14 protein-coding genes are annotated in these 17,033 nt (G+C 48.0%); all 14 read left to right on the top strand.

Going from position 1 to position 17,033, the window contains the following annotated elements; all coding sequences use genetic code 11:
- Positions 1–39: 39 nt before the first annotated feature.
- On the top strand, positions 40–903 hold the full coding sequence (locus tag ACWJJ5_RS16905; protein ID WP_025854014.1) for a DNA-3-methyladenine glycosylase family protein: 864 nt from the start codon (positions 40–42) through the stop codon (positions 901–903).
- 144 nt (positions 904–1,047) lie between these two features.
- On the top strand, positions 1,048–2,448 hold the full coding sequence (rlmD, locus tag ACWJJ5_RS16910) for a 23S rRNA (uracil(1939)-C(5))-methyltransferase RlmD (RefSeq protein WP_007408520.1): 1,401 nt from the start codon (positions 1,048–1,050) through the stop codon (positions 2,446–2,448).
- A gap of 734 nt (positions 2,449–3,182) precedes the next feature.
- The gene (locus ACWJJ5_RS16915; RefSeq protein ID WP_094247152.1) at positions 3,183–3,464 is read left to right on the top strand and encodes a YfzA family protein; all 282 of its coding nucleotides are present in this window, start codon (positions 3,183–3,185) and stop codon (positions 3,462–3,464) included.
- Positions 3,465–4,342: 878 nt separating this feature from the next.
- Entirely contained in the window at positions 4,343–5,326 is a 984-nt protein-coding gene (locus ACWJJ5_RS16920; protein WP_057080401.1) for a tRNA dihydrouridine synthase, read from the top strand.
- 155 nt (positions 5,327–5,481) lie between these two features.
- Positions 5,482–5,961 (top strand): DUF6884 domain-containing protein, encoded by a 480-nt coding sequence (locus ACWJJ5_RS16925; RefSeq protein ID WP_077721944.1) that lies wholly within the window; start codon positions 5,482–5,484, stop codon positions 5,959–5,961.
- A 275-nt stretch (positions 5,962–6,236) separates the two neighbouring features.
- Positions 6,237–7,238, top strand: coding sequence for an acetoin:2,6-dichlorophenolindophenol oxidoreductase subunit alpha (acoA, locus tag ACWJJ5_RS16930; protein ID WP_025854017.1), 1,002 nt, complete (start codon positions 6,237–6,239; stop codon positions 7,236–7,238).
- 1 nt (position 7,239) lies between these two features.
- On the top strand, positions 7,240–8,268 hold the full coding sequence (acoB, locus tag ACWJJ5_RS16935) for an acetoin:2,6-dichlorophenolindophenol oxidoreductase subunit beta (protein WP_003155539.1): 1,029 nt from the start codon (positions 7,240–7,242) through the stop codon (positions 8,266–8,268).
- A 14-nt stretch (positions 8,269–8,282) separates the two neighbouring features.
- Positions 8,283–9,476, top strand: coding sequence for a dihydrolipoamide acetyltransferase family protein (locus ACWJJ5_RS16940; protein WP_077721945.1), 1,194 nt, complete (start codon positions 8,283–8,285; stop codon positions 9,474–9,476).
- A gap of 14 nt (positions 9,477–9,490) precedes the next feature.
- Positions 9,491–10,870, top strand: a complete 1,380-nt coding sequence (gene lpdA / locus ACWJJ5_RS16945) for a dihydrolipoyl dehydrogenase (RefSeq protein ID WP_454022568.1) — start codon at positions 9,491–9,493, stop codon at positions 10,868–10,870.
- A gap of 106 nt (positions 10,871–10,976) precedes the next feature.
- Positions 10,977–12,785, top strand: a complete 1,809-nt coding sequence (locus tag ACWJJ5_RS16950) for a sigma-54-dependent Fis family transcriptional regulator (protein ID WP_102421919.1) — start codon at positions 10,977–10,979, stop codon at positions 12,783–12,785.
- 65 nt (positions 12,786–12,850) lie between these two features.
- A complete protein-coding gene (locus ACWJJ5_RS16955) occupies positions 12,851–13,033 on the top strand; it encodes an H-type small acid-soluble spore protein (RefSeq protein WP_003155535.1) in 183 nt (60 codons plus the stop codon).
- Positions 13,034–13,203: 170 nt separating this feature from the next.
- Positions 13,204–14,553 (top strand): maltose-6'-phosphate glucosidase, encoded by a 1,350-nt coding sequence (glvA, locus tag ACWJJ5_RS16960; RefSeq protein WP_326361150.1) that lies wholly within the window; start codon positions 13,204–13,206, stop codon positions 14,551–14,553.
- Positions 14,554–14,621: 68 nt separating this feature from the next.
- The gene (locus ACWJJ5_RS16965) at positions 14,622–15,383 is read left to right on the top strand and encodes a MurR/RpiR family transcriptional regulator (protein WP_007408530.1); all 762 of its coding nucleotides are present in this window, start codon (positions 14,622–14,624) and stop codon (positions 15,381–15,383) included.
- Positions 15,384–15,399: 16 nt separating this feature from the next.
- The gene (locus ACWJJ5_RS16970; RefSeq protein WP_052587310.1) at positions 15,400–16,986 is read left to right on the top strand and encodes an alpha-glucoside-specific PTS transporter subunit IIBC; all 1,587 of its coding nucleotides are present in this window, start codon (positions 15,400–15,402) and stop codon (positions 16,984–16,986) included.
- Positions 16,987–17,033: the final 47 nt, after the last annotated feature.

A 17,033-nucleotide genomic window follows, 5' to 3' on the forward strand; every position in this document is an offset into this window, starting at 1 on the left:
CCGCTTCATGATATACTTGGACAAAAAGGGGTGGAGCATATGTGGAAGGAAACGGTTTCGGTCACGCCGCCGTATTATTTTGATAAAGTCCTTGAAAGGCTGTCGCTCGATCCGCTGAATGCGGTCGATCTTCATGCAAGATCAATCAAAGTGCCGCTCAGAACACGGGACGGCAAACTGTCCGTCATCACGGTTCAAGCGGAAGGCACCGCCGCAGACCCGGTCTTCCTCGTCAGCGGAGAAACGGACCGCGAGGAGATGATTGAACGGATCAAACACATTTTTCAATGGGAACAGCCGCTTCAGCCTGTGCTTGATCATTTCTCAAAAACAAATCTGTCGGCGCTTTTTGAGGAGCATGCGGGAACCCCGCTCGTCTTGGAATATGACGTCTACAACTGTCTCATGAAATGCATCATCCACCAGCAGCTCAACCTGTCTTTCGCATTTACCTTAACGGAACGGTTCGTCCATGCCTTCGGTGAACAAAAAGACGGCGTCTGGTGCTATCCCGAGCCGAAAACGATCGCGGCGCTTGATTATCAGGACTTGCGGGAGCTCCAGTTCAGCATGAGAAAAGCGGAATATGCGATTGACATTTCACGGATGATTGCAGACGGAGCGCTCAATCTGGCGGAACTTACCCATTTATCGGATGAAGACATTATGAAAAAGCTGATCACCATCAGAGGCATCGGCCCGTGGACCGTCCAAAACGTGCTCATGTTCGGCCTCGGCCGCCCGAATCTGTTTCCTTTGGCGGATATCGGCCTGCAAAATGCCATCAAACGCCGCTTCGCCCTTGAGGATAAACCGTCAAAAGACGTGATGCTTCAGGTAAGCAGCGAATGGGCGCCGTATTTAAGCTATGCGTCCTTGTATTTGTGGAGAAGTATTGAATGAAAAACCGCTTTGAGGATTTTTGGAAACTTCCAGTGAAAAACATGAAGGAACAGCCGGCTGCATGTTATACTGAAAAGATGTGATATTTCAAATCAGCCGTTTTCCCAGGAGAAAGGCTTTATATAGAAACGGAGAGAAAAAAACGTGAATCAACATCAAAAAAAGGCGCCTGCCGAATTGAAAATCGGGCAGACATTTCCGCTGACCATCAAACGTCTCGGCATTAACGGAGAGGGCGTCGGCTATTTTAAGAAAAAAGTTGTCTTCGTTCCCGGCGCTCTGCCCGGGGAAGAAGTCGTTGCCGAAGCGACAAATGTGCAGCCGAAATTTTCAGAAGCACGCGTCAAAAAAATCCGCAAGCCGTCTGAACACCGCGTCACGCCGCCATGCCCGGTCTACGACCAGTGCGGCGGCTGTCAGCTTCAGCATCTGGCATACACCCAGCAGCTTCGCGAAAAACGCGACATTGTCATTCAGTCTCTGGAACGTCATACGAGATTCAATGTCGAAGAAATGAACATTAAAGATACGATCGGAATGGACAACCCTTGGAATTACCGGAACAAAAGCCAGTTCCAAGTCGGACGCTCGCAAAGCGGCAGCATCATTGCCGGCTTATACGGACTTGATTCCCATAAAATCGTCCCGATTAAGGAATGCATTGTCCAGCATCCGGCGACAAACAAAACAACGGGTATCGTCCGCCGTATTTTGGAAAAACACAACGTATCCGTTTATAACGAACGGACCAAAAAAGGCGATGTCCGCACCATCGTGACGAGAGTCGGTTTTGAAACAGGCGAAGTGCAGGTCGTGCTTGTCACCGCGAAAGAGACACTGCCGAATAAAGACGAGATTGTCAAAGCCATTCAGAACCGGCTGCCGGAAGTGAAATCGATTATTCAAAACGTCAATGGCGCGCGCACATCCGTCATTTTCGGTGACAAAACAAAAGCGCTGGCCGGAAGCCATGCCATTCAAGAAGTGCTCGGTGACGTGTCATTCGAACTGAGCGCCCGCGCTTTCTTCCAGCTCAACCCTGAGCAGACGGTCAAGCTGTATGACGAAGTGAAACAAGCGGCTCAGCTGACAGGAAAAGAAAAAGTCGTAGACGCGTATTGCGGCGTCGGTACGATCGGCATGTGGGTTTCAAGCGGCGCAAAAGAGATCCGCGGCATGGACGTCATTAAAGAATCAATTGATGACGCGAAGAAAAACGCCAAAAAACACGGCATCAAAAACGCGGCATATGTCACAGGAACAGCCGAACACTGGCTCCCGAAATGGACGAAAGAAGGCTTCCGTCCTGACGTGGTCATCGTCGACCCGCCGAGAACGGGCTGTGACAGAACATTTTTAGATACCATCAAAAAAGTAAAACCGAAACGCTTCGTCTACGTATCCTGCAATCCTTCCACACTGGCGAAAGACTTGCAGACGCTGTCGAAGGACTATCGCGTCGAATATATTCAGCCTGTGGATATGTTTCCGCAGACGGCTCATGTGGAAGCCGTGGCGAAGCTTGTGTTGAAATCGTCTAACTAAAATAAACAATTCGTAATCAGACCTGGATTCGGTATAAACATTTCCGATTTCCGGGTTTTTTTTATGCGCAGCCTTTGCCCTGGCTGTCTTTTCTAAACTTTATGTTTCTTCTTTTCTCGGAGATCTTTATTTAAACTGACGAAAAGAGTTGAAAAACGTGTGGAAAAGCGAGTGAAAAACAGCCAATTTTGACCTCGTTTGTATAATGACGATGTGGTGTATTATGACATTATTAGGATAATATAAAATAATTTGATATCATTGGTTTGAAATGAAGTTGTAACATTATTCAACTGTAAAGTATTTATCATGCCAAAGTAAGTAGGTCTTTAATAAAAGATAAACAGGAGGTGAAACCGAATGAGAGATATTGGAATTTCAACAACTGAACGAAGGTTCTGAAGTAGAAGCTGTAAAAGGCAAGGGTGCTTACTTACACTAATCACCAGCGGCAGTTGGCACATCGATAAAAGATCAAACACACTAAAAAAGCATGTTTGGTCGTTATACATAATATGAAAGCCTAAACAGGAAAAGGACCCCAATTATTTCTCTTGTTCCAAAAAAAGGAATAAATATGAGGCGGAACCGCAAGAGATAACAACTCTTACAGTAATACCTGCGATGGTTATATTCTTAATAAGTAATTATTGCGACAATCATGCTTCATCATATAATGATGTTAGATTGACACTAGGCTAAAAAGTATTGCAGAAAAGGAAATGGATAATGAAATGGGTAAAGTATATAAAAGAAGTTGGTTTCACACGTTGTTGGCATTTTTAATATCACAGCTTTATTTTAATTTTGTAGAATTAACGGGATGGGGTCCGAACTATAGAGAAATGAATGGATTCCCAGCAAACATAGTTGAACTGGATTTCTTTCAAACATATCTTTCATTCTATGATAATCCATGGTTTAATATTGTCACTGTTTTCTTGGGGGTTTTCACTGTTATACAAATCATTACAGGTATAACAAAGAATATTCGAAATGAAAGCAATAACTTCTGACGCCTTATTTAATGATGAAAGAAAATGAACACTTTCTTATTAATCTTATGAATGAAGACTGCGGCACTTAGTCAGCAGTCTATTTTATTGGTTTTGGATCAGGATTACCGGATCGTAACCTTATACAAATATATATAGGTGATTGTATAAAGATATTAACATATGGGCTTTGAAAGCCGATCGACCCTTAGAACATATACTGTATAGAGCCAGAAGCCACTTGCTGCGTTGGTTATTTCTAAACCATGAGCAAATCCCAAAAGATCCAGATTGAAGTTTTTGAATTCTGTTAAGTTCGAGTTTATTTTCTCTTCCCATCCTCTTTACTTCATGTGATTCACAATCGGCAAGTTAAGGCTTTTTCTTTTTACATTCTCTTCAGTACTCAGATATACCCCCCCAGCCCCATTTGCTTAATCAACTTATTTCTTGAAATTTGTTTTATGGTAATAGGGAGAACTCATATGATATTCTATTTAGGTTGGACTCCTTTTTATCCAAAAAGAGCAAAAGTAAGGCCGCTAAGAAAGATGAAGGTCAGCGCTAATCTTAATAAACCACAATATAAATAAAAATTAGGTGTAGATAATCATCACACTTTTTTCTCTCTCAAACCCTTTTAAAGGTTAAGGAGTTGACTGATTTGATCAGAAATGAACGGTATGGGGTTAACTATAGCGGTAGTCTATTACGTTAACTCAATTAATGTGTTCTACTCCAGTTTGCTTTTTCACGTATAAAAAGTGAAATGTTCAAAATTTACTATCGTTTGATAAGAAGTGCTGACACATGCTATAAGTGTAAAAGAAGCATGGTCAGTTTTTAATTTTGGGATAAAGGTTTGGCTGTATCCCATCATGAAAGGATTTGGATTTGTTATGACAGATAATTTCTGGCGTGAATTACCGCGGCCATTTTTTGTACTGGCACCAATGGAAGATGTGACGGATGTCGTTTTTCGCCATGTTGTGAGTGAAGCAGGCAGACCTGATGTGTTTTTCACAGAGTTTACAAACTCAGAAAGCTATTGTCACCCGGATGGGAAGGATAGTGTACGCGGCCGTTTGACTTTCACGGAGGATGAACAGCCGATGGTTGCCCACATATGGGGAGATAAGCCTGAAAACTTTCGCCAAATGAGTATTGGGATGGCGGAATTAGGGTTTAAGGGCCTGGATATCAATATGGGCTGTCCTGTCCCTAATGTGGCGGGGAATGGAAAGGGAAGCGGCCTGATTTGCCGTCCTGAAGTTGCGGCAGAATTAATACAGGCGGCGAAAGCAGGAGGTCTGCCGGTAAGTGTGAAGACGAGACTTGGCTACACGGATGTTGACGAATGGCGCGGCTGGCTGACACACATACTGAAACAAGACATTGCGAATCTTTCTATTCATCTGCGTACAAGAGCGGAAATGAGTAAAGTAGATGCGCATTGGGAGTTGATTCCGGAAATTAAGAAACTTCGTGACGAGATTGCGCCAGATACCCTTTTGACGATCAATGGGGATATTCCTGACCGGGAGACCGGCTTGAAACTCGCTGAACAATACGGTGTTGACGGGATTATGATTGGACGAGGCATTTTTACTAATCCGTTCGCCTTTGAAAAGGAGCCGAGAGAGCATAGCAGTAAGGAATTGCTTGATCTTTTGAGATTGCACCTGGATCTCCATGATGAGTATTCAAAAGAAGAAGCCAGAGCATATAAACCGCTCCCTCGCTTTTTCAAGATATATCTCCGCGGATTCCGGGGAGCAAGTGAATTAAGAAATCAATGCATGAATACAAAGTCAACAGATGAAGTGCGTGCATTGCTCGATGACTTTGAGAGAAAGTATCTTGATGGGATGGAGCAAGAGTGACATAAACAACTCTTCATCCGGCCCGGAGTTCGGTTTGAATTCCGGGTTTTTTGTGTGCAGCTTTACCCAGACAGATCCATGGCCGTTTTCGTCATGCAGAAATAAACGAATAATGGTACATTGATAGGAGATACATCATAAAGGGGGAGAGAAAAATGAAACGACTGTGCATCATCCCCTGCGGCAAGAAAAAAATTTGGGATGTCCATTCAGATACAGGGCCGGTAAGGGCGGAAGACGCTTATCTCAGCCCGTTTCATCAGGCGTGCGAGCGATATGCGAAAGCATTTTTCGATGAGTGGGTGATTTTGTCGGCGAAGCACGGATTTCTTCGTCCGGATGATACTGTTCCCGGAAATTACGATGTCACTTTTGGAACCGGTCACCCGGAGATCATGGCAGCGGACGAGCTGCGCCGTCAATTTCATGAAAAAGGCTTTTCCGACGTCGAAGAGCTTGTCATGCTTGGCGGGAAAAAATACCGAAGCGTCCTAAACGCCGTCATCGGAGAGCATCAGCATATCACCTGGCCTCTGTCATCGTATAAAGGCATTGGTTACATGCTTCAAGCGCTGAATCGGGCTGTTGAAGAAAAGGATGAACTGCAGCACGTGGATATGAAAAAAAGAGTGTAACCACTCAAACGCCGCGTTAGACTGTATGCGGAAGAATGAAGCAATAAAAGATTTCCGAGGAAATAAATACGTCGATCATTGTCAAAGACAGGGTGATGCCCGGTCTTTTTTGTATGCCATAAAACGAGACAAAGTGATCAGATCGAGACAAAATGAGACACCTGTCTCAAACTGTCTCCATTGTAAAAATAAAAACATTCATTTTACGGGCTTCAAAGGCTGGCATGCTTCTTGCATTTATAAGTGTGAACCCTAAATAGAAGGAGGCGCACAAAATGGAATTGTTAAAACGAGAAGGCTTGTCATTAACTGAGGAAAAAGCGCTGTGGATGTACCAAAAGATGCTGGAAATCAGGGGCTTTGAAGACAAAGTGCATGAACTGTTCGCGCAAGGAGTGCTTCCCGGATTCGTCCATTTGTATGCCGGTGAAGAAGCGGTAGCCGCGGGGGTGTGCGCTCATTTACATGATGGCGACAGCATTACAAGCACACACAGGGGACATGGCCATTGTATCGCCAAAGGCTGTGATCTGGACGGCATGATGGCGGAAATATTCGGAAAAGCGACCGGACTGTGTAAAGGCAAAGGCGGTTCTATGCACATTGCGGATCTTGATAAAGGCATGTTAGGCGCAAATGGAATCGTCGGGGGCGGATTTACGCTCGCATGCGGATCAGCGCTCACGGCTAAATATAAACAAACTAAAAATGTAAGCGTTTGCTTTTTTGGGGACGGAGCCAATAACCAAGGCACCTTCCATGAAGGGCTGAACTTAGCGGCAGTATGGAACCTTCCTGTCGTGTTCATCGCCGAAAACAACGGCTACGGCGAAGCCACGACATTTGAGTACGCGTCAGCCTGTGATTCAATCGCCGATCGGGCGGCTGCCTACAACATGCCTGGGGTCACGGTGGACGGAAAAGATATTTTAGCAGTTTATCAGGCGGCCGGGGAAGCGATAGAAAGAGCAAGAAACGGCGGAGGCCCGTCTTTGATTGAATGTATGACTTACCGAAACTACGGCCATTTCGAAGGCGATGCCCAAACTTATAAAACAAAGGATGAAAAGACTGAGCATCTTGAAGAAAAGGATGCCATCCAAGGCTTTAAAAACTATCTTCTAAAAGAAACAGATGCAAATAAATTGTCAGACATCGAACAGCGAGTCAGCGAATCGATTGAAAAAGCCGTCTCGTTCAGCGAAAAGAGTCCGTATCCGAAAGAGTCAGAGCTGTTGACAGACGTCTACGTGTCATATGAAAAAGGGGGAATGTGAGATGGCGAGAGTCATAAGCATGTCGGACGCGATCAATGAAGCAATGAAGCTTGCGATGAGAAGAGACGACAATGTGCTTGTAATCGGTGAGGATGTCGCCGGGGGAGCGGCGGTCGATCATTTGCAAGATGATGAGGCATGGGGCGGTGTACTCGGGGTCACAAAGGGTCTCGTACAGGAATTCGGGCGCAGCCGAGTGCTGGATACACCGATTTCTGAGGCGGGCTACATGGGTGCGGCCATGGCTGCGGCATCCACGGGGCTGAGACCGATTGCCGAGCTGATGTTTAACGATTTTATCGGAACGTGCTTTGATCAAGTGATCAACCAAGGGGCGAAATTCCGCTATATGTTCGGCGGTAAAGCGCAAGTGCCGATCACCGTCCGCACCACATACGGAGCCGGGTTCCGGGCAGCCGCTCAGCATTCGCAGGCGCTGTATGGCCTGTTCACCAGCATCCCGGGTCTGAAGACGGTTGTGCCGTCCAATCCGTATGACGCCAAAGGTTTGCTGCTGGCGGCAATAGAAGACAATGATCCGGTATTCTTTTTTGAAGACAAAACGTCCTACAGCATGAAGGGCGAGGTGCCGGAAGATTATTATACAATTCCGCTCGGAAAAGCGGATATCAAACGCGAAGGCAGCGACATCACGCTGTTTGCGGTCGGCAAGCAGGTTAATACCGCGCTTGAGGCGGCTGCACAGCTTTCTGAGAAAGGCATCGACGCCGAGGTGCTTGACCCCCGGAGTCTGTCTCCTTTAGATGAGGAAGCGATTTTCACATCGCTAGAAAAAACAAATCGGCTGATCATCATTGACGAAGCCAATCCGCGCTGCAGCATCGCCACGGATATTGCTGCGATTGTCGCCGATAAGGGCTTTGATTTGCTTGATGCGCCGATTAAGCGGATTACAGCGCCGCATACACCGGTGCCGTTTTCGCCGGTGCTTGAAGATCAATATTTGCCGACACCAGACCAAATTGTCAGCGTCACGCTTGAATTGCTTGGCGAGCCGGCAATGAATTAAAGGAGGGATATAGAATGGCTGTAAAAGTAGTAATGCCGAAGCTGGGAATGGCGATGAAGAAAGGTGAAGTATCCGTCTGGAATAAAAAAGTCGGCGACCCGGTTGAAAAGGGAGAGAGCATCGCCAGCATCAACTCGGAAAAAATAGAAATGGAAATAGAAGCGCCTGAAAGCGGCACGCTTCTTCACATTAAAGTCAAAGAGGGAGAAGGAGTCCCCCCGGGAACGCCCATCTGTTATATCGGGGAAAACGGCGAAGAAGTGCGGGAGAAGGAGGCGCCGGCTCCTGAAAATGCAGGGAAACCGCAATCTGAACCTGAACATATTCCCGCTCCCAAAGCCGGGCAAAAGCGTAAACACCGCGTGAAAATATCTCCCGTTGCCAGAAAAATGGCGGAGAAAGCCGGGTTGAAAGTTGATACGCTGAACGGGACGGGTCCCGGAGGCCGAATTGTAAAAGCTGACGTCATCAAGGCGATGAAGACAGAAGCTGAACCGCAGTCTTCGGTTCAGACGGCACAGCCGGAGGGAAAACCGGCTTCAGCGATGAGAAAAGTGATTGCAGACCGAATGCACAAAAGCCTGCAAAACAGCGCCCAGCTGACGCTGACGATGAAAGCGGACATTACGGAGCTTGTGAAATGGCAAAAGCAGCTCGCCGACAGTGCGAAAAAGCGGAGCGGTGTTAAACTGACGGTCACACATTTCGTATCCCGGGCCGCGGTGCTTGCGCTGAAACAGCATCCTGAGCTGAACAGCTCTTATCAAGAGGAGCGGATCATCACCTATCCATATGTCCACCTCGGGATGGCGGTTTCTCTTGAAAACGGTCTCGTCGTGCCGGTGATCCGGGATGCGGAAAAGCTTTCATTTCTTGAGCTTGCGGATCACATCAGCACATCGGCACGCCGGGCGCGGGAAGGCAATGCTTCCGGAGATGACCTGCACGGATCGACATTTTCTATTACAAATCTCGGGGGTTACGGAATTGAGCATTTCACCCCGATTCTTAATCCGCCTGAAGCCGGTATTCTCGGAGTGGGCGCAAGCTATGAAACGCCGGCGTTTAAAGGAGATGAGCTTGTCAAAAGCACCATGCTGCCGCTGAGCCTTACCTTTGATCACAGAGTATGTGACGGTGCCCCGGCTGCGGACTTCCTGAAAACGGTCAAAGCGCTGCTTGAAGAGCCTGCCGGTTTGATTTTATAGAGAGAGGTGAAAAAATGAAACTAGCCATTATCGGCGGCGGGCCGGCCGGATATGCAGCTGCCGTGACTGCCGCGCGGAGGGGAGAAGAAGTCGTTCTGATCGACAAAGGGCCGCTCGGAGGCACTTGTCTCAATGAGGGGTGCATCCCGACAAAGTCGCTTTTGGAAAGTGCGAATGTGCTCGATAAAATCAGGCACGCAAATACATTCGGCATCGAACTGCCGCAAAACATTACACTCAATTGGAACCGCATGCAGGGGCGCAAACGGCAAATCGTCAGCCAGCTCGTGCAGGGAATTCAATACTTAATGAAAGCAAATCAGATTAAAGTCATCAGCGGGACAGCTTCATTTCTCACAGAGCAGACATTGCTTGTTGAAGAAGAAGGAGGCGCAAAAGACATTCTGGAAGCGGACCGGATATTGATTGCATCCGGATCTGAACCGGCGGAGCTGCCGTTTGCCCCATTTGACGGCGATTGGGTGATCGACAGCAAAGATGCGCTTTCTTTACAGCAAATCCCTTCGTCTCTGCTCATTGTCGGGGGAGGTGTGATCGGCAGCGAATTTGCCTCTTTATTCAGCCGGTTTAAAACGAAAGTGACGGTGATTGAATCGGCTGACCGGCTGCTCCCGGCAGAAGACGGGGAAATCGCCGCCGCTTTCGAAGACTCTTTAAGAGACAGCGGGGCTGATATTCAGACAAAAGCCGCCCTTCAGCGGATTGACAAAGAAAGGAAAACCGCCGTGTGGACAAAAGACGGAAAAGAAATTGAGGCTCAGGCTGATCACATTTTGGTTGCAATCGGCAGAAAGCCGCGTTTGCAAGGGCTGAATTTGGATCAAGCCGGCATCCGGTATTCTCCGCGCGGGATTGAAGTCAATGACCATATGCAGACCAATGTGCCTCATATATATGCGTGCGGCGATGCGGCCGGAGGAATGCAGCTCGCGCATGCCGCCATTCATGAAGGAATCACAGCCGCCGCGCATGCCTCGGGAAAGGACAGCAAAGTCAATATGCGGGCGGTGCCCCGCTGTATTTATACATCGCCCGAAATGGCAGCTGTCGGGCTGACGGAAACACAGGCGAGAGAGACATACGGAGATGTGAAAATCGGAGAATGCTCATTTTCTGCTAACGGAAAAGCGTTAATTAAGCATCAGCACGGCGGCAAAATGAAAATCATTGCCGAACCGGAATTCGGAGAAATCGTCGGAGTGTCAATGATCGGGCCGGACGTGACGGAATTGATCGGTCAGGCGGTCATGATGATGAACGGTGAAATGACGGCGGATATGTCGGAGCACTTTATCGCGGCGCATCCGACTCTGTCAGAAACGCTTCAGGAAGCCCTGCTGAATGTCACCGGACTTGCGGTGCATTCCGTATAACCGGAATACCCTTTCTCAGATGAGAAGGGGTATTTTTCGTTGAAAGCGCTTTACTTTTCCCCTACAATATATGAAAAGATGGTCTGAACAGGGGGGAGCGAATACAATGAATGTCATTCGGAATGATTTTAAAACCTGGAAGCGTTTTGTGAAAGAAGGCGTGCTCGATGAATCCCGTATTCAGAAGCGGGTGGCCGCCTCATGGCACCGCTGCAAAAAAGCCGACGTCAACCCTTATCTAGAAAAGGGACCGAATGTAATGCCGGCAGATCATTTAGAAAGGCAGGCCGAAAAGCATGCGTTATTTTTAGCGGCCTCAACGCCGCACGCAGAAAGAATGAAAACGGCGATGCGGGAAATGGAAATGATGGTTCTTCTGATTGATTCTGACGGCGTTGTCCATTCAGTTGACGGCCACCCGCGCACCATTCATGAAGCGAACCGCATCAATTTCTTAAAAGGCGCCCGCTGGACGGAAACGGCCGTCGGCACGAATGCGATCGGGACAGCTCTTTATACAAATGAACCGGTCATGATACACGGCTCTGAACATTATTCGCTCGCTTCTCATCAATGGAGCTGTTCCGCCGCGCCCATCCGTTATGAAGACGGGCGGCTGGCGGGTGTCATTGATATTTCCTGCCCCGCCGCCCGCGCTCAGCCTTTTATGCTCGGAATTGCCTCCTCCATCGCTTATACGGCGGAACGCGAGCTTGCCCTAAAGATCAAAATGACAGAACTTGACATGATCAGCAAATTCGCCGGGCTTACCCGGTCTCACGATCCGATCGTGCTTTGCAATGAAATGAGCCGGGTTATCGCCGCAAGCCGTCCCGTTCAGCATTTTACCGGACATATGCTGCGCGAGCTTGAGGAACAGGGCTATCACATCAAGCAGACGAAGCGGGAGGAGAACGGCTTCACATGCATTTACTTATCCAAACGGGAAGAAAAGCCGTCGTTTATATTTCATGGTGCGGCAGGCAAAAGCCCGTCATCCCGACATATGCTTCAGCAGCTGGAGCTTGTCGCCCGAACGGACGCAACCGTTTGTCTTACGGGAGAAACCGGGACGGGAAAGGAGATTGCCGCCCGGGCGATTCACAACAACAGCTCCAGGAAAAACGGCCCGTTTATCGCTGTCAACTGCGGAGCGGTTCCTGAAAAGCTGATTGAAAGCGAACTGTTCGGCTACTCGGAAGGCGCCTTCACCGGGGCCAAACGGAAAGGACATAACGGCGCTTTGCAAAAAGCCGATAAAGGCACGCTTTTCCTCGATGAAATCGGAGAAATATCACACTCCATGCAGGTCGCTCTGTTACGGGTGCTGCAGGAGCGGAAAGTCACCCCGGTCGGCGGGACAAAAGAGATTCCCGTTGACATCAGAATTATCACTGCCACCCACACTGATCTGAGACAGCTTGTCGAATGCAAAAAGCTGAGAGAAGATTTATTTTACCGGCTTCACGTCTGTCCGATCCACCTCCCTCCATTAAGAGAACGCACCGAAGACATTCCCGGCCTCTTCCTTGAATTTCAGCGAAATCGCGGCTGGCGGGGGGAGCTTCCTGATGATTTTTTAGACCTATTAAAGAGCCGGAAATGGCCGGGGAACATCAGGGAATTGTTTAATGTATTTGAACGTCTTTCCGTCATGTTCCCGGACGGACGGCTGTCAGGGCGCCCCATCGCAGCCCTGCTTGAAGCGTCAGGTCTTAAAGAGGCGGCCGAGTCTTATGAACAGGAAGAAGCGTCCCCTGTCTCCATCCGGGAGCACATTCAGAAAAACATCATCGTAAACGCGCTTGAATCAGCGAAGGGGAATGTCACGCAGGCCGCCAAAATGGCCGGAATCCCGCGGAGCACGTTTTACAAACGCCTCAAAAAATTCAAACTCACCGCCGGACAATTGTAAGAAACAAGCATACTTCTCTTGGCTGCCGGACACGTTATGTGTGAGGCCTAAAGGAGGTTTGAGACGTGAATACACAGCGTGCGAAAGACATTTCGGAATCCGCCGCCATGGCGTATGTGACGTATGAAGGAGTTCCGATTTATATTCAGCATGTCAACGAAGACAAGGAAACAGCCAGGATTTTTCCGATCGGAAATCCACAATTTGAGCAGGAAGTGCTGCTTTCTGATTTACAAGAGCATTTTTGAGAAGGGGTCTGCTGATGACAGCAGGCCTTTTTTGTACCTGTGGGAACTTTCCCGATTTTTGAGAAAAATAACTAAAAATGATCAAATGATCTAACTCCTCCAAACCCGGTACAGATCGGACCTTCTCATGATATAAATAAAATGTAAACGTTATCAGAGGAGGGCTTCACATGACAGACAAATCATTCTCAATCGTTATTGCAGGCGGCGGCAGCACATTTACCCCCGGAATTGTATTAATGCTTTTGAATCACCTGGAAGAGTTTCCGATCAGAAAGCTGAAACTTTATGACAATGATAAAGAAAGGCAGGAGCGGATTGCGGGTGCGTGTGAGGTATTCATAAAAGAAAAAGCGCCGGACATTGAATTTTTGGCGACTGATGACCCAGAGACGGCTTTTACGGATGTTGACTTCGTCATGGCGCATATCCGCGTCGGAAAATATGCGATGCGCGCGCTCGATGAACAAATCCCGCTGAAGTACGGCGTGGTCGGCCAGGAAACATGCGGGCCGGGCGGAATCGCATACGGCATGCGCTCTATCGGCGGTGTTCTGGAGATTCTTGATTATATGGAAACGTACTCGCCTGACGCATGGATGCTGAATTACTCCAATCCGGCGGCGATTGTGGCCGAAGCTACACGGCGCCTCAGACCGAATTCAAAAATATTGAACATCTGCGACATGCCGGTCGGAATTGAGGATCGCATGGCGAACATCCTCGGATTATCTTCACGAAAAGAAATGAACGTCCGTTACTACGGCTTGAACCACTTTGGCTGGTGGACGTCCATTACAGACCGGCATGGCAATGATTTAATGCCGAAGCTGAAAGAGCATGTCCGTGAATACGGCTACGTTCCGAAGACGGAGGCCGAAGAGACTGAAGCAAGCTGGAATGACACATTCAAAAAAGCGCGCGACGTACAGGCGGCTGATCCGGATACGCTTCCGAACACATATCTGCAATATTACTTATTCCCGGATGATATGGTGAAAAAATCAAATCCGAACCATACGAGAGCCAACGAAGTCATGGAAGGGCGGGAAGCTTTCATTTTCAGCCAATGCGATATGATTACGCGCGAACAATCATCGGAGAAGAGTGAAATTAAAATTGATGATCATGCTTCCTATATCGTCGATCTTGCCCGGGCCATCGCTTACAACACAGGGGAGAGAATGCTGTTAATCGTTGAAAATAACGGCGCGATCGCAAATTTTGATCCGTCAGCCATGGTTGAGATTCCTTGTCTCGTAGGTTCAAACGGACCGGAACCGCTCTCAGTCGGGAACATACCGCAATTTCAAAAAGGCCTGATGGAACAGCAGGTGTCTGTCGAAAAACTGACGGCTGAAGCGTGGGAAGAGCGGTCATTTCAAAAGCTGTGGCAGGCGCTGATCCTGTCAAAAACAGTGCCGAATGCCCGTGTGGCAAGACTGATTCTTGAAGATCTGATGGAGGCTAATAAGGACTACTGGCCTGAGCTTGATGTAAGCCCGTCTCCTATTTCCTGATGACAATCTTCCCCGTTTTCTTTATCTGTTATTCTATATAATAGAAAGAAAACGGGGGGATTTTTGGGATGAGTCTTGAAGAACTGGTTAATCAGCATTACGCGAAATTAAATGACAACGATTTTTATATTTTAAAATATATATTGAATCATAAGCATACGTGCTACCATCTCGGTATCAATGACATGGCGAAAGCCTGCAATGTCTCTCGGTCTTCCATCCTGCGGCTCGCCCAAAAACTGGGCTTCAGCGGCTATAGTGAATTCCGTGTTTTTCTGAAATGGGAGGATCAGCCTGAAGAGGGCGAGAATATGACGTTTGAAAAGCTGCTGGATGATATTGAAGCCAATGTAAAATACGTGAAGTCAAAAGATATGACGGAGATGTGCCGGCTGATAGATGAAGCAAAGCGGATTTTCGTTTACGGATCGGGGACGGCTCAGAGGGTGTGCGCCCGTGAGCTGCAGCGGATGTTTGTATCCCGGCGGAAGTATCTGATTTTAATTCAGGACATCACAGAGTTTGATATCATGTGTGATGATTTTAAGGTTGATGACGTATTCATCATTATTTCTTTATCAGGCGAGACACCCGAATTAATTCCGCAGGTAAGGACCCTGTCCGCAAAGGGAGTTCCGTTTATTTCAATCACCAATCTGAAAAACAACGTCCTGGCGCAAACGACGCCGTATAATCTTTATGCGACCAGCAAGCCGGTGACGTTAAGCGATAAAACGGAAATCGTCGCATTTGCCCCGTTTTTTCTGGTGGGCGAAGCGTTATTCCGTGCATATGTTGATTATAAAGAGCTCGAAAATTTTGATAAATAGCGGGAGGTCACGTGAAATGATGCAAAAAGTCCAGCGCTTCGGCAGCGCGATGTTTGTGCCTGTTTTATTATTTGCATTTTCCGGTATTATTGTCGGTCTGAGCACGCTGTTTAAAAATAAAACGCTGATGGGGCCGCTGGCTGATCCTGACGGGTTTTGGTATCAATGCTGGTACGTCATTGAACAGGGCGGCTGGACCGTCTTTAATCAGATGCCGCTCCTGTTTGCGATCGGCATACCTGTCGCCTTAGCGAAAAAAGCGCAGGCGCGGGCTTGTTTGGAAGCGCTTACAGTTTATCTGACATTCAATTACTTTATCAATGCGATTCTGACGGTTTGGGGCGGGGCTTTTCATGTCGATATGACTCAGGAAGCCGGCGGAACGAGCGGGCTGACGATGATCGCCGGCATCAAAACGCTTGATACGAATATTATCGGCGCCATCTTTATTTCATCTATTGTCGTGTATTTGCACAATCGTTATTTTGATAAAAAACTGCCGGATTTTCTGGGGATTTTTCAAGGCTCTTCATACATCGTAATCATTTCTTTCTTCATTATGATACCGATTTCACTTGCGGTGGCATACGTATGGCCGATGGTTCAGTCCGGAATCGGCTCGCTGCAAAGTTTTCTCGTTTCTTCCGGGGCGATCGGCGTGTGGATTTACACCTTCCTGGAGCGGATTTTAATTCCGACCGGCCTGCATCATTTTATTTACTCGCCGTTTATTTACGGTCCGGCTGTGGCTGAAGGCGGTATCGTCACCTATTGGGCCCAGCATCTCGGGGAATACTCTCAAAGCGTCAAACCGCTGAAAGAATTGTTCCCGCAGGGGGGCTTCGCGCTTCACGGCAACTCGAAAATCTTCGGCATTCCGGGAATCGCGCTCGCTTTTTACGCCACGGCTTCAAAGGAAAAGAAAAAAATCGTCGCCGGCCTTTTGATCCCGGTCACCTTGACGTCCATTGTCGCAGGGATTACAGAGCCGATTGAATTTACATTCCTTTTTATCTCGCCGTTTTTATTTGCGGTTCATGCTTTGCTTGCCGCTTCCATGGCAACCGTCATGTATATGGCCGGCGTCGTCGGAAATATGGGAGGCGGTTTGATCGAAGCTGCGACCTTGAACTGGATCCCGCTGGCGTCAAGCCACGGCTTGACGTATGTATACCAGATCATCATCGGGCTGTGTTTTACCGCTGTTTACTTTTTCGTCTTCCGTTTCCTCATTCTCAAATTCAACATCGCCACACCGGGCAGAGAAAAAGAGGAAGGGCAGGAAACAAAGCTTTATTCGAAAAAGGAGTACAGAGAACGGAAGCAGGCTTCAAAAGAAACAGCCGCGGCAGACGAAACACAGCGGGATACAGCCGCTTTGTATATTGAAGCGCTGGGCGGAAAGGACAATATTACGGAGGTCACCAATTGCGCCACCCGTCTACGCGTCACTGTCGCTGATGAATCAAAGGTCAAAAGTGACGCCGATTTCAGAGAGCTGGGAGCCCACGGCGTCGTCAGAAAAGGCAGGGCGCTTCAGGTCATTGTCGGATTAGGCGTTCCGCAAATGCGGGAGCGCATTGAACAGCAATTGGATCAATAAGGTCAAAACCTTCCCCTCCCCGGGAAGGTTTTATCTTTTTCGCAGAT

The sequence above is a fragment of the Bacillus sp. JK74 genome (assembly GCF_053663395.1).